At 70.4% G+C, this 13,742-nt stretch carries 15 protein-coding genes; 7 read left to right on the forward strand and 8 right to left on the reverse strand.

What is annotated here, in order from left to right; all coding sequences use genetic code 11:
* Positions 1–140: 140 nt before the first annotated feature.
* From NH2_RS14935 to NH2_RS14945, 3 genes are all read right to left on the reverse strand, one after another.
* Positions 141–1,034, reverse strand: a complete 894-nt coding sequence (locus NH2_RS14935) for a hypothetical protein (RefSeq protein WP_067653873.1) — start codon at positions 1,032–1,034, stop codon at positions 141–143.
* Positions 1,035–1,056: 22 nt separating this feature from the next.
* Positions 1,057–1,605 (reverse strand): carboxymuconolactone decarboxylase family protein, encoded by a 549-nt coding sequence (locus NH2_RS14940; protein ID WP_067653877.1) that lies wholly within the window; start codon positions 1,603–1,605, stop codon positions 1,057–1,059.
* A 112-nt stretch (positions 1,606–1,717) separates the two neighbouring features.
* On the reverse strand, positions 1,718–2,470 hold the full coding sequence (locus tag NH2_RS14945; protein ID WP_067653879.1) for a TetR/AcrR family transcriptional regulator: 753 nt from the start codon (positions 2,468–2,470) through the stop codon (positions 1,718–1,720).
* Positions 2,471–2,530: 60 nt separating this feature from the next.
* On the opposite strand from NH2_RS14945, the gene NH2_RS14950 reads away from it, so the two are divergent.
* The 3 genes from NH2_RS14950 (at position 2,531) to NH2_RS14960 (ending at position 3,954) form a co-directional block, all read left to right on the forward strand.
* Complete coding sequence (locus NH2_RS14950) at positions 2,531–2,938, forward strand: VOC family protein (protein ID WP_067653881.1); 408 nt, start codon at positions 2,531–2,533, stop codon at positions 2,936–2,938.
* Positions 2,939–3,131: 193 nt separating this feature from the next.
* Positions 3,132–3,599 (forward strand): hypothetical protein, encoded by a 468-nt coding sequence (locus tag NH2_RS14955; protein ID WP_067653883.1) that lies wholly within the window; start codon positions 3,132–3,134, stop codon positions 3,597–3,599.
* Complete coding sequence (locus NH2_RS14960; RefSeq protein ID WP_218021708.1) at positions 3,592–3,954, forward strand: hypothetical protein; 363 nt, start codon at positions 3,592–3,594, stop codon at positions 3,952–3,954. The genes NH2_RS14955 and NH2_RS14960 overlap by 8 nt, the downstream gene beginning before the upstream one ends.
* Position 3,955: 1 nt before the next feature.
* Here the strand turns inward: NH2_RS14960 and NH2_RS14965 are convergent, their stop codons facing one another.
* Positions 3,956–4,630: a polysaccharide deacetylase family protein gene (locus NH2_RS14965; RefSeq protein WP_245650583.1), complete on the reverse strand. Its 675-nt coding sequence runs from the start codon at positions 4,628–4,630 to the stop codon at positions 3,956–3,958.
* A 57-nt stretch (positions 4,631–4,687) separates the two neighbouring features.
* On the reverse strand, positions 4,688–6,091 hold the full coding sequence (gene lpdA, locus NH2_RS14970; RefSeq protein WP_067653887.1) for a dihydrolipoyl dehydrogenase: 1,404 nt from the start codon (positions 6,089–6,091) through the stop codon (positions 4,688–4,690).
* Positions 6,092–6,203: 112 nt separating this feature from the next.
* Between lpdA and NH2_RS14975 the strand changes: the two genes are divergently transcribed.
* Complete coding sequence (locus NH2_RS14975; RefSeq protein WP_067654169.1) at positions 6,204–8,276, forward strand: prolyl oligopeptidase family serine peptidase; 2,073 nt, start codon at positions 6,204–6,206, stop codon at positions 8,274–8,276.
* A gap of 1 nt (position 8,277) precedes the next feature.
* Here NH2_RS14975 and NH2_RS14980 read toward each other — a convergent pair whose 3' ends face one another.
* Complete coding sequence (locus NH2_RS14980; RefSeq protein ID WP_067653889.1) at positions 8,278–9,141, reverse strand: alpha/beta hydrolase family protein; 864 nt, start codon at positions 9,139–9,141, stop codon at positions 8,278–8,280.
* A gap of 22 nt (positions 9,142–9,163) precedes the next feature.
* The gene (locus NH2_RS14985) at positions 9,164–9,796 is read right to left on the reverse strand and encodes a TetR/AcrR family transcriptional regulator (protein ID WP_369690047.1); all 633 of its coding nucleotides are present in this window, start codon (positions 9,794–9,796) and stop codon (positions 9,164–9,166) included.
* A 303-nt stretch (positions 9,797–10,099) separates the two neighbouring features.
* Between NH2_RS14985 and NH2_RS14990 the strand changes: the two genes are divergently transcribed.
* From NH2_RS14990 to NH2_RS15000, 3 genes are all read left to right on the forward strand, one after another.
* Positions 10,100–10,789 carry a ZIP family metal transporter gene (locus NH2_RS14990; protein ID WP_067653898.1) on the forward strand — a complete coding sequence of 230 codons (690 nt, stop codon included), beginning with the start codon at positions 10,100–10,102 and terminating at the stop codon, positions 10,787–10,789.
* Positions 10,790–10,949: 160 nt separating this feature from the next.
* A complete protein-coding gene (locus NH2_RS14995) occupies positions 10,950–11,198 on the forward strand; it encodes a FitA-like ribbon-helix-helix domain-containing protein (RefSeq protein WP_218021709.1) in 249 nt (82 codons plus the stop codon).
* A complete protein-coding gene (locus tag NH2_RS15000; RefSeq protein WP_067653901.1) occupies positions 11,195–11,623 on the forward strand; it encodes a type II toxin-antitoxin system VapC family toxin in 429 nt (142 codons plus the stop codon). The genes NH2_RS14995 and NH2_RS15000 overlap by 4 nt, the downstream gene beginning before the upstream one ends.
* A 380-nt stretch (positions 11,624–12,003) precedes the next feature.
* Here NH2_RS15000 and groL read toward each other — a convergent pair whose 3' ends face one another.
* On the reverse strand, positions 12,004–13,629 hold the full coding sequence (groL, locus tag NH2_RS15005; RefSeq protein ID WP_067653902.1) for a chaperonin GroEL: 1,626 nt from the start codon (positions 13,627–13,629) through the stop codon (positions 12,004–12,006).
* Positions 13,630–13,742 lie beyond the last annotated feature (113 nt).

Here is a 13,742-nt window from a genome sequence, read left to right on the forward strand (position 1 = left end):
CGGAGACCTGACCACCACCGAACGCCAAGTGGCTTCGCTGATCCCTGACCCCGGCGATCCTACGGCCGAATCCATCGTAGCCAGCTCGAACCGATCAAACCCGATCGCGTTGAGACAGTGCGCCTTCGGCGAGCATCGCCTCAGCAGTCGGGTTGCAGCGGGAAGCAGGCGGGTGGCCTGGTGCCGGCGGCCGGTGCCGGGGTGCTGGTCGCGCTCGGTGCGACCGGCTCCCCGGTATCCCCGTCGTCGTGGATGAGCGCCGTCGCGACCACCCCGAACACCACGAAGAGCCCGAGCAGCGCCACCAGGATGATGGCCCAGGTGGTGGTGCGGTGGTGCCGGTGCGGTTCGCGCGGGACCGGCGCGACCCGCGGCACCACCGGCGGCGGGATCACCGACGGCCGCTGCTGCTCCGGCGACTGGTCGAATCCGGCGGCGAGCAGCTCGGCCCGGGGCGGCACCGCCTCGCCCGCGCCGAGTTCCCGGCAGGCGCCGAGTACCCCGTCGGCGGTCCAGGTGCGCGGCCCCTTCGCGAAGTTCTCCAGGTAGATGCGGAGCTCGGTGGCGTCGGCGGCATTGCCGACCACCACGTCGAGCCCGGGCCGCAGCGTGGTGCGGGCCGGGCGCACCACCACCCCGCGGAACGGGACGAGCACCGCCGCGCCGCAGACGTGGCCCGGGTCGCGCAGCCCGCGCTCCAGCGCCGCCCGCACCAGGTACGCGCTCTGCTCCACCCGGTCCGCGAGATCGCCCGAGCCGCTGTCCTCCAGGTCGAGCGGGGAATCGCTGATCGCCCACGGCTTTCCGGACCCGGCCGTGAGGATGCCGCTCTGCCTGCGCCGGAAGCCGAAGACCTCGAGCACCGTGAGCCCGGTCGGGGTGAAGAGCACCGCGCCGACCCGGCGGCTGCCGCCGTTCTCCCCGATCGGCACGTCGAGCAGCGCGAGCCCGGTACTCGGCAGGGCACCGAGACATTCCGCGAATTCCCGCTCGGCACCGGAGAGTTCCGCTCCGGGCCGTACCCGCACCAGCATGAGGTTGTTCCCCCCGACGATCCTAGTTTTTCAGTGCAGGCAAAGTATCCCGCCGAATGCGCAGGGTCGTGATGGTTGCGGCCAAACCCTCGTATTGATTGACCAGCAGGACGATTTCGATGAGCTCGCGCTCGCCGTAGTGCGCGGCCAGCGCCTGCCAGGTGGCGTCGTCCAGGTCGCGCTCGGCGACCAGCTGGTCGACCGCCGCGAGCAGCGCCCGGTGCTTGTCCGACCACCCGTCGGCGCTCGGCCCGGTGCGCAGCCGCGCCACGATCTCGGGCGTCACCCCGGCCCGGCGGCCGAGCCGCAGGTGGTGGTCGTACTCGTAATCGCAGTCGCGCAATTGGGCGACCCGCAGGATCACCAGCTCGGACTCGTGCCGCGGCAGCCGCCCGCCCGGCATGAGCTTGCCGGAGTAGTGCAGCCAGCCGCGGAAGAGCCCGCGGGTGCGGCCGAGCGTGCTGAAGAGCTGCGCGTCCCGCGTGCCGGAGGCGCGGGAGAGCGCCTGCCAGACGAGCCAGTTGATCGGACCGAGTTCGCTCAGCCGTCCGGGGGCGATCCGCGGGGTCATGCGCTGAGTCTAATTGCCCGGCCTTCGCCGGGCGGGGTCTAGTTGCCCGGCCTTCGACGGGCGGGGTTCGCGCCCTTCGGGGCCGTGCGGGCGCGCACCCGTTCGGGGTGGGTCAGCCCTCGATGAGGTCGGCGAAGCCGGCCAGTAGGCGGGCCAGGCCGAATTCGTAGGCGTGCTCGGCGCTGTAGGCGGCGTCGTGCGCCTGCCCGGCGGCGGCGCCGACGCGGGTGGCGAGGGGGTAGCGCTCGGGGTCGATGACCCGCTCCAGCACCGGGCCCACGCGGGACCACCACTGCGCGTCGTCCATGCCGGTCGCGGCGGCATTGCGGGCCAGGTCGATGCCGATCCTTGCGGTGGCGGCGACGAAACCGAGCAGGTGGGTCAGGGCGGCGTCCATGGTGACGTCGTCCAGGCCGAGGCCGTCGAAGGCGGCCAGCTCGTGCTCGTACTTGGCCAGCAGGCCGGGGCCGAGCGGCGGGCGGGTGGCGGGCAGGTCGGTCACCCAGGGGTGCCTGGCGAGCAGCGCGCGGTTGCTCGCGGCCACCGCCGCTATCCGGTCGCGCCACGGCAGGCCGGTGAGGTCGGGATGCCGCATGGCGGCGTAGACGCTGTCCAGCATGAGGTCGAGCAGCTCGGCCTTGCCCGGCACGTAGGTGTAGGTGGCCATGGGGGTGAGGCCGAGCCGGTCGGCGACCGCGCGCATGGTGAGCGCGCCGAGCCCGTCGGCGTCGGCCAGCGCGATCGCCGCCGCCACCACCTCGTCCACGCTGCGGCGCTGCCGCGGCCCGCGGCCGCGCGGGCGCTCGCCCGGCTCGCGCCAGAGCAGCTCCAGCGTGCGCGCCGGGTCGTTCTTCTCGCTTGCCATTCGCCCAGCTTACATGTACAACGTACAGAGTACCTAGTACAGAGTTAATCGGGAGGTCTCGTGCACATCACCGCATCGGCTGTTTCGCTCAATGTCCCCGACCCGCGCGCCTCGGCCGACTTCGCCATCCGGCACCTCGGCTTCGCCGAGCACATGTCGGCCGACGGCTTCGTCGCGCTGCGCCGGGCGGACGCGGGGTTCGACCTGATCTACCTGCGCACCGGGCTGAGCACCTTCAAACCGGCCCGGATCGCGGGCAGCGCGGGCGAGGGGCTGCTGGTGGCGTTCGTGGTGGACGATATCGACGCCGAGTACGCCCGGCTGCGGGCCGAGGGCGCGCCGATCGAGACCCCCATCGAGACCGAGGAGTGGGGCGAGCGCTATTTCCAGCTCACCGACCCGAACGGCATCGTGCTGCAACTGGTGCAGTGGGTCTCCGGCCCGGAGGCGGCCGGGCCGGAGCACTGAGTCGGAGCGCGGCGCAGAATACCGGCTCGGCGCTCACCACGCTGCGCCGGGACGGCCGCCCGCAGCTCTCCAATGTCCTGCACGTGACCGGTGCCGACGGGAAGATCCGCATCTCCCCTCACGCCGACGTGGGCGCACGGGTTGCTGCGCTGATCTTTACTGAACTAGTTCAGTAGACGGCTACACTGGACATATGACCACACGCACGTTCCCGTTCTCCACGCTCATCAACAAGCAGACGAGCGTGTTCCCAGCACTCGCGGACGCCGACGTAGTGCTGGAGCGGCGGGACGCGGAAAACCTGGTGCTCATGCGGTCCGAGCGGTTCCAGGCGATGGTGGTCGGGCTCGGCATGGCCGCGCGTTCGCTGGCCATCGTGGCGAGGGCGAATCGGACGCTGGCGGAGGAGACGTTCGCCGAGGAGCTGCCCTGGCTGGTCTGGCTCCCGGCGGAGGCGCGGGCCGAGTGCGTCCGGGAGCTGCTCGACCACCTGCTGGCGGGCGCCGAGACCGGCTTGCTGCTGCCCTTCGCCCGCGCGCTGCGCGAGTGGCAGGCGACGGCGGAGATCCACTCCGATCCGGAGCTCGCGCAGCGCCTACGCGGGCCCTTCGACACGGGCGAGTCCACCCTCGCGCCGCGCCCGGGTGCGGACGGTGCCTGACAAGCTGCGGCGCGGAGACGAGGCGCCCCGGCCGACGGGGTGGACGGTGCGACTGGTGGACCGGCAGGCTGCCCAGGGCTGGACAAGCCTGCTGAATCAGGCCGCCGAGAGCCTGGACCGGGCGTGGGTGGCCATTACCGGCGACCCACGTTCCCGTGCCGACCCGGGCAGGCAGCACCCGCTGAAGTTCGACCTGCGCCAGGTTCAGGTCGACGGCGTGCTGTTGGAGCAATGGCAGTACGAGGTCACCGGCGGCGCCCGGCTCTGGTACGCCATCGATGACGCCCGCCGCACGCTGTGGATCACGCAGGCGGGTACCGGTCACCCCAAAGCCACGGACAAGCGGCGGCGCTGAGTTACCCGCGCAGCTCCGAGACCCGGACGAACCGATACCCCCGCCCCCGCAACTCCCCGACGATCCGCGGAATCGCGGCCAGCGCCGCCCCGCTCCCGTACATGACGTGCAGCAGCACGATGGACCCCGGGCGCACCGCCCGGACCGCCTCGTCGGCGATCTCCGCGGCCACCGCCGACCTCGGCTCGACATCCCACATGACCGTGGTCCGCCCGTGCTCGGCCAGGTACCGCGGCAGCGCGAGGAACTTCTTGCCGTGCGGCGGGCGGAAGGTGATCTCGCCGGTGTACCCGGCGGCACGAATGGCGGTGTCGGTGCGCTCGACCTCGTCGCGCACGGTCCCCGGCGTCACGAAGACCATGCGGCGGTGGCTGTAGGTGTGGTTGCCCACCTCGTGCCCGGCGGCGACGATGGCGCGGCCCAGGTCGGGGTGGGTGTCGAGGGCGCTGCCATTGAGGTAGAAGGTGGCGGGGACGCCGAGGTCGGCGAGCGTACGGAGCACCTCGGGGGCACGTTCGCTCGGCCCGTCGTCGAGGGTCAGGGCGACCACCTTCTCGGTGCTGTCGACCCGATCGACCAGCTCCCCGCCGAGCTGGAACGAGCGCGCGTTGATCAGCTCGGAGAAGCCGAAGCCGAGCAGGAGAACACAGACGAGAACACCGGCCGACCATCGCACCCGCCCATCCAAACAGCGGCGCCCCGGCCGGGAAAGGCCGGGGCGCCGAAGCGCGGATCAGAAGTTGATCATGTGCCCCGCGAGCCCGTGGAACGCCTCCTGCAGCGCCTCGCTGAGCGTCGGGTGGGTGTGCACATTGCGGGTGAGCTCGTTGACCGTGAGATCCCACTTCTGCGCCAGCGTGAGTTCGGGCAACAGCTCGGAGACGTCGGGGCCGATGAGGTGGCCGCCGATGAGCTCGCCGTACTTCTTGTCCGAGATCAGCTTGACGAAGCCGGTCGGGTCGCCGAGGCCGTGCGCCTTGCCGTTCGCGGTGAACGGGAAGGTCGCGACCTGCACGTCGTACCCCTCGTCGCGGGCCTGCGCCTCGGTGAGCCCGAAGCTGGCGACCTGCGGCTGGCAGAAGGTGGCGCGCGGCATCATGCGGTAGTCGCCGAGCGGGACGGTCGGCGCGCCCGCGATGGTCTCGGCGGCGACCACGCCCTGCGCCTCCGCGACGTGCGCCAGCTGCAGCTTCGCCGTGACGTCACCGATGGCGTAGATGTGCGGCACATTGGTGCGCATCTCGTCGTCGATGGCGATGGCGCCGCGCTCGGTCAGCTGCACGCCGGTGTTCTCCAGGCCGTAGCCCTCGACCCGGGGCGCGAAGCCGACGGCCTGCAGCACCTTGTCCACGGTGACGGTCTCCACCGCGCCGCTCTTGTTGTCCTTGATCGAGACGGTGACCTTGGCGCCGTCGTCGTCGATGGACTGCACGGCGGCACCGGCGCTGATGGTGATGCCGAGCTTCTTGTACGCCTTGGTGATCTCCTTGGAGACGTCGGCGTCCTCATTCGGCAGCGCGCGGTCGAGGAACTCCACGATGCGCACGTCGACGCCGTAGTTCTTGAGGACGTAGCCGAACTCCATGCCGATGGCGCCCGCGCCGACGATGAGAATCGAGCCAGGCAGGTCGCGGGTGAGGATCTGCTCCTCGTAGGTCACCACGTTCTCGCTCAGCGCGGTGCCGGGTAGCAGCTTGGTGATGGTGCCGGTGGCGATGATGGCATTGTCGAACGTGACCGTCTCGGTGCCGCCCTTGGACAGCTCCACCGAGATCGTGTTCGCGTCGGTGAAGGTGCCCTTCCCGTCGAACTCGTCGATCTTGTTCTTCTTCATCAGGAAGTGGACGCCCTTGACCCGGCCGTCCGCGACCTTGCGGCTGCGGTCGTACGCCGCGCCGAAGTCGAACGAGACGTCCCCGGAGATGCCGAAGGTCTTGGCTTCCTTGGTGAAGATGTGGGCGAGTTCGGCGTTGCGCAGCAGCGCCTTCGACGGGATGCACCCGACGTTCAGGCACACACCGCCCCAGTATTTCTGCTCGACGATCGCTGTTCGCAGGCCGAGTTGAGCGGCGCGGATCGCGGCGACGTAACCGCCGGGACCAGCGCCGAGAACGACGACATCGTAGTGGGAAGTCACGGCATCGAGCCTAGTCCTGTATGCGCGGTCCGGCTCAGCCACCCGGGAGCGAACCCCGCCCGTGCGCCGCGCCACCGCGCCGCGCGGCGGCAGCATCCGCCACAATATGGGGATGACCGGCAGCGTTGACCCCAGTGCAAGCGACCCCCACCTGTGGCTGGAGGAGGTAACCGCCGAGCCGGTGCTGGATTGGGCGCGCGCCCGCAACGAGGTCACGGTCGAGCGTTTCGCCTCCTCGGACCGGTTCCACGGGCTGCAGCGCCGGATCCTGGACATGCTGGACACCGACACCAAGATCGCGTTTCCGAATCGGCGCGGCCGGTGGCTGTACAACTACTGGCGGGATGCCGGGCATCCGCGCGGGCTCTGGCGGCGCACCACCTTCGACGAGTACGCGGGCGGCGCGCCGGACTGGGACGTGCTGATCGACCTGGACGCGGTCGCGGCCGACGAGGACGAGAACTGGGTGTGGGGCGGCGCGGTGGTATTGCGCCCGGAGCAGAGCCGCGCGCTGATCAGCCTGTCCCGCGGCGGCGCGGACGCCAAGGTGGTGCGCGAGTTCGACCTGGAGAGCAGGCGCTTCCTCGACCCCGCCGACGGCGGCTTCTTCCTGCCGGAGGCGAAGTCCAGGCTGAGCTGGATCGACCGGGACACCGTCTACGTCGGCACCGACTTCGGCCCCGGCTCGCTCACCGACTCCGGCTACCCGCGGGTCGTCAGGCGGTGGCGGCGCGGCACCCCGGTGGCGGCGGCGGTCACGGTGTTCGAGGGCGCGGCGGCGGACGTCGCGGTCTCGGCCGGGTACGACCGCACCCCCGGCTTCGAGCGGCACTACGTCGCCAGGGCTACCGACTTCTACCACGAGGAGGTGTCGCTGCTCGGCCCGGACGGCACCCTGACCCGGCTGGAGCTGCCCACCGACGCCGACGTCTCCTGGTACCGGGACTGGCTGCTGGTCCGGCTCAAATCACCGTGGCGGCCCGCCGATACCGAGTTCCCGGCGGGCTCGCTACTGGTCGCCGACTTCCCGGCCTTCCTGGCGGGCGGCCGCCAGTTCGAGGTGCTCTTCGCCCCCGACCCGCGCACCGCGCTGCACACCTACGGCTGGACCGAGCACCACCTGCTGCTGGTGACGCTGCACGACGTGCGCACCGAGCTGCAGGTGCTCACCCCCGGCCCGGAGGGCTGGCAGCGCAGGCCGCTGGCCGACACCCCGCCCATGTCGACCACCGGCATCCTGAATCTGGACCGGCTGGAGTCCGGCGACGACTTCATGCTCGCCACCAGTGGTTTCACCACGCCGACGACGCTGCTCGCGAGCTCGGTGGGCGGCGAGACGCGCGAGCTGGCGCGCGAGCCCGCGTTCTTCGACGCCACCGGCATCGAGACCGAGCAATTCTTCGCCACCTCGGACGACGGAACGGCGGTGCCCTACTTCGTGATCCGGCACCGCGACCGCCGCGGCACGCCGGGCCCGACCGTCATGTACGGGTACGGCGGTTTCGAGTCCTCCAACACCCCCGCCTACGCCGCCAGCTCCGGCATGAGCTGGCTGGAGCAGGGCGGCACCTGGGTGGTCACCAATATCCGCGGCGGCGGCGAGTACGGCCCGGAGTGGCACACCTCGGTACTGAAGGCGAACCGGCACAAGGTGTACGAGGATTTCGCGGCGGTGGCCCGGGATCTGGTGCGCCGCGGCATCACCACCGCCGACCAGCTCGGCGCGGTCGGCGGCAGCAATGGCGGGCTGCTCATGGGGGTCATGCTCACCCGGTACCCGGAGCTGTTCGGCGCCATCGTCTGCCGGGTGCCGCTGCTCGACATGAAGCGGTACCACCTGCTGCTGGCCGGCGCCTCCTGGATGGCGGAGTACGGCGACCCGGACGACCCCGCGGAGTGGGAGTTCCTCGGCCGCTACTCGCCCTACCAGAACACCGACCCGGACCGCGCCTACCCGCCGATCCTGCTCACCTCCTCCACCAGGGACGACCGGGTGCACCCCGGGCACGCGCGCAAGATGGCCGCGCTGCTGGAGTCGCAGGGCCACCCGGTCTGGTACCACGAGAACATCGAGGGCGGGCACGGCGGCGCGGCCGACAACAAGCAGTCGGCCTTCCAGGCCGCGCTGCTCTGGGAGTTCTTCGGCCGCATGCTGCGCGACGGCGAGAGCCCCGGCCGGGGCTGAATCACCGGTCGCGCAGCCACTTCTCGACCCGGTCGACGGTGCTGCCGCACTCCCGGATCCAGCCGTTGTGGCCGAGCCGCTCCGGCTGGGTCCAGGTGGTCACCTCGGCCGCGGGCAGCTTGCGCAGCAGGTGCGCGGCCGAGGAGGCGGGGGCGATCTCGTCGCCGGTCATGGTGATGGAGAGGACCGGAAGCTTCAGCCTGCCGATCCGCTCCTCGTAGTCGATGTCCGCGCCCATCGGCACGAAACGGCCGGTGCGGGCGAGCCGGGCCCAGTCCGAGATCAGCACCTTGGACTGCCTGCCGAACCCGGCCGGGCCGCCGATCCGATCGCCCGGCCAGTACCCGGCGACGCCCGCGGTGAGCGCGACCGCGGCGGTTCCGAGCAGCATTCCGGGGCCGGAGAGGCCGCGAAAGCCGCGGTGATAGGGGGTGCCGGAGGCGACCAGGACGAGCCCGCCGAGCCTGCCCCTGACCCGCGCGGCGTAGAGCACCGAGAGCTGGCCGCCGAGGCTGTGCCCGAGCAGGTACGGGGTGCTCTGCGGGAAGCGGTTGCGGACCACCTGGAAAATGGCGGGGAAATCCACCGAGACCAGCTCGTGGTAGCCGTAGCCGCTGTTCGCGTCCGGCTCGGGGCGGCTGTCGCCGTTGCCGCGCAATTCGCCGATGGCGGTGTCGAATCCGCGCGCGGCGAGGTCGCGGGCGACGGTCTCGTAGTAACCGCCGGGGACGCCGAGGCCGGGCACGATCACCACCGCGGGGCGCGGGGCGTCCGGCGTCACCGGGTGCCGGTGCGTGCCGGAGGCGCCGAGCAGCCGCACCGGGACGGTGGACCCGTCGGGCATCTGGATCGGAACGGTCTCCATGCGCCGCACGCTACCGCGCTGCTCAGGCGCGGACGGCTCCGAGGATCACCCGGCTCAGCACCGCGATGACCTCGTCCAGCGGGGGGCGCGGGTCGGCGCCGCTCCAGGCGTCGACCACGTAGTTCACCGCGCCGATCACCGCGAGCACGCGCATGTCGTAGTCCCCCGCCGGGACCTCGCCGTGGCCGGCCGCCGACTCCACCGCCTCGGCCAGCATGGCGCCCCAGACCCGGCGCAGCTCCAGCCGGAACTTCTCCACCTTCGGCCCGGCGCCGACCACCTCGACCAGCGCCACCCTGGCCCGGCGCGGGTCGGTGCCGACCGATTCGATGTAGGCGCGGGTGGCGGCGTCGATGCGCACCAGCGCGCTCGCGTCCCCGGTCACCGCAAGCGCTTTGGCGACCGAATCGCGGCACTCGCGGTCGATTTGTTCGTAAAGTTCCAACAGCAGCGACTCGCGGCCGCTGAACTCCTCGTAGAACTGCCGCGAGGAGAGCCCGGCGTCCTTACAGATCGCCCCCACCGAACTGTTGGCGTACCCGTCCCGGGCGAATACCGTCAGGCCCGATTCCAGAAAACGCGCACGCCGTTGACGTTGCCGGTCCTCGACGGGCTGCCCGGCATACATTCGCCCCGTATTCGCATCCTGTGACATCGCCGCAGACAATACAGAAGGGCCCGATCCCCTCGTCATGGATCAGGCCCTTCCCCCGAACCTCCGGCGAACCGCGCGTTAGCCGGAAGTTGGCAGTGTGACTGCTAATCCATGTGCCTCCCGAACAGCGTGGGTACCAGGCGTTTGCCGATCCGAGGTTACGCACCGGCCCGGAATTTCGGGGCGGATTTTGGCGGAGTTTCTTAGATTTTTTTCGGAAGCATGCGCGGTAATCACCGAGCGGTGTTCGGCGGGCGGGAATGGGAGCGCGGCGAAATACGTCCGGCTCCCTAGGCTGAGCGGATGGGAACCGCACTGCTCTTCGGCCTCGGCACCGCCGTGCCGTTGGTGCTCGGCGCATTCGTCGGGCTGCGCTGGTCGTTGCCGAAACAGGTACTCGCGACGCTCATGGCGTTCGGCGCGGGCACCATGATCGCCGCGGTCTCCGAGGAACTCTTCGGCCCCGCTTTCGCTCAGGCCGGGGTGACCGTCGCCGGGCTCGCGCTCTTCGCGGGCGCCGGGCTGTACGTGGGGGCCAACCGCCTGCTGGAGACGAAGCTCGGGGCGAGCGCCGTCGGCTGGGCGCTCGTGCTCGGCACCGTGCTGGACGGGGTGCCGGAGAACACCGCGCTGGGGGTGACGCTCACCGAGTCCGGGGGGCTGGTGCTGCTCGTCGCGATCGCGGTCGGCAATGTCCCGGAGGCGATCAGCGGGTCCGCGCTGCTGCGCCGGGACAGGAACTTCCCGCCGCGCCGCGCCCTGCTGCTCTGGACCGCGACCGGCATCGTCCTGGTCGCGGTGACGGTGGCCGGAAACCTGCTCTCCGACAACCTCTCCGCCACCAGCATCAGCACCGTCCAGGCCTTCGCCGGCGGCGCCACCATCGCGGTGCTCGCCGACTCGCTCATGCCGGAGGCGTACCGGGAGGGCGGGTGGTGGGTCGGGCTCGCCACCGCGGCGGGCTTCCTGGTCGCCTTCGTGCTCGGGGGGTGAGCGCCCGCTCCGACATCAACTGCGGCGGCACCACACCACGCGACCTCGCCACAACCGACTCAGCAACGCGATAGCGCCTACGACACGATTGCCATCGATGATAGCAAGTGACACACTGGTGATATCACTGGGCGCGGGAAAGGCAAGACGCATGAGGAATGTGACGATCCGTAACCTGAGCGACGAAGTACATCGCGCCATCCGCCAGCGCGCGGCGGGCAACGAGCGCAGCGTCGAGGCCGAGATGCGCGCCATCCTCACCGAGGCGGTGAAACCGCCCGAGCGGGTCAAACTCGGAACGCTGCTCACCGGCGCGGTCAGCGACGAGAACCGGCTCACCGAGGACGAACGGGCCGTCTACTTCGGCCGCGACACGATCCCGCACGAGCCGACGGTACTCGACAGGTGATCGTCCTCGACACCAACGTCATCAGCGAACTCACCGTCAAGACCCCGAATGAGCAGGTCACGGCGTGGCTGGACGAGCAAGCGGCCGAGACCCTGTACCTGTCGGCCGTCACCATCGGTGAACTTCGGTACGGCATCGCGACGATGCCTGCGGGACGCCGGCGCGAGGCGTACAGCGATTGGCTCGAGAATCACACCGTGCCCGCGTTCGCCGGGCGCATACTGCCCTACGACCTGGCCGTTACCGAACGATACGCCCGGCTGATGGCACGGGCTCGCAACGCCGGGCGCGCTATCGCCATTGCCGACGGCATGATCGCCGCCACCGCGGCCACCGCCGGCTTCCCGGTAGCGACCCGCGACCTGGCGCCGTTCGAAGCCGCCGGTGTGTCCACCATCGACCCGTGGCAATGGTGCCCGCAATAGGCTCGCCTGATCGCGTGGTAAGGCACCGAAGGCTGCAGCCCGGGTGCGAGCTCAGGTGTATTGCCAATCTCGGCAATAGCCGCGGCTCTCCAATCGGCAGGTTCTCGACGCTGTCCGCGAGGTCACCCGCCTCGACTTCGAGATCGAGATGGCTCCCCGACGGCCCGGCGATCGCGCCGTCCTCTTCGCCTCATCTGAATTCGCACGACGGGAACTCGGCTGGCGGCCCGAGCACGTCGATATCGTCGGCATTGTCGCGGATGCCTCCGCTTTTCAGCAGCAATCCTGCTGAATGGCCGGACCGTCGGGCGACCGGTCGAAACACCGGAAGCCGGCCCGCCCCGAGGGGTGGACCGGCTTCCGGTGTGAGACAGGCGGACTCAGAAGTCCATGCCGCCCATGCCACCGGTCGGGTCGCCGGCGGGAGCCGCGGCCTTCTCCGGCTTGTCGGCGACGACGGCCTCGGTGGTGAGGAACAGGGCCGCGATGGAGGCCGCGTTCTGCAGCGCCGAGCGGGTGACCTTGACCGGGTCGGCGACGCCGGCGGCCAGCAGGTCCTCGTACTCGCCCGAGTCGGCGTTCAGGCCGTGGCCCGCGGGGAGGTTCGAGACCTTCTCCGCGACGACGCCGGGCTCGAGGCCGGCGTTGAAGGCGATCTGCTTCAGCGGAGCCGAGAGCGCGACGCGGACGATGTTCGCGCCGGTGGCCTCGTCACCGGTCAGGGAGAGCGCCTCCAGCGCGGGGGCGGCCTGCAGCAGGGCGACGCCGCCACCGGCGACGATGCCCTCCTCGACGGCGGCCTTCGCGTTGCGGACGGCATCCTCGATGCGGTGCTTGCGCTCCTTGAGCTCGACCTCGGTGGCCGCGCCCGCCTTGATCACCGCGACGCCGCCTGCCAGCTTGGCCAGCCGCTCCTGCAGCTTCTCGCGGTCGTAGTCGGAGTCCGAGTTCTCGATCTCGGTGCGGATCTGCGCGACCCGGCCCTTGATCGCCTCGGCGTCACCGGCGCCCTCGACGATGGTGGTCTCGTCCTTGGTCACCACGACCTTGCGGGCCTGGCCGAGCAGCTCGATGCCCGCGGTCTCCAGGGAGAGCCCGACCTCTTCGCTGACGACCTCGCCACCGGTCAGGATGGCGATGTCGGCGAGCTGCGCCTTGCGGCGGTCGCCGAAGCCGGGGGCCTTCACGGCGACCGACTTGAAGGTGCCGCGGATCTTGTTCACGACCAGGGTCGACAGGGCCTCGCCCTCGACGTCCTCGGCGATGATCAGCAGCGGCTTGCCCGCCTGGATGACCTTCTCCAGCAGCGGGAGCAGGTCCTTCACGGTGGAGACCTTGGAGCCGACCAGCAGCAGGTACGGATCCTCGAGGACCGCTTCCTGACGCTCGGGGTCGGTCACGAAGTACCCGGAGATGTAGCCCTTGTCGAAGCGCATGCCCTCGGTGAGCTCCAGCTGGAGCCCGAAGGTGTTGCTCTCCTCGACGGTGATGACGCCTTCCTTGCCGACCTTGTCCATGGCCTCGGCGATGAGCTCACCGATGGACGCGTCGCCTGCCGAGATACCGGCGGTGGCGGCGATCTGCTCCTTGGTCTCGACCTCCTTGGCGGTGTCGAGCAGCTTGGCGGTGACGGCCTCGACGGCCTTCTCGATGCCGCGCTTCAGGCCGAGCGGGTTCGCGCCGGCCGCGACGTTGCGCAGCCCCTCGCGCACCAGCGCCTGGGCCAGGACGGTAGCGGTGGTGGTGCCGTCACCCGCGACGTCGTCCGTCTTCTTGGCGACTTCCTTGACCAGCTCGGCGCCGATCTTCTCGTACGGGTCCTCGAGCTCGATCTCCTTGGCGATGGAGACACCATCGTTGGTGATCGTGGGGGCGCCCCACTTCTTCTCCAGAACGACGTTGCGACCCTTGGGGCCCAGCGTCACCTTGACCGCGTCGGCGAGGCTGTTGAGGCCACGCTCGAGACCGCGACGGGCCTCTTCGTCGTACGCAATTGTCTTGGCCATTGCGTTGAGATCCTCCATGTGGATGGCTGACACACAGGACGATCCCATGTCGGGTCGCCCCATTTACGCTGGCCAGGTTCGGTGCCCGCGACGGACGACCGAGGGTGTCGAGG

Source organism: Nocardia harenae NBRC 108248 (assembly GCF_001612885.1).
GTDB lineage: Bacteria > Actinomycetota > Actinomycetes > Mycobacteriales > Mycobacteriaceae > Nocardia > Nocardia harenae.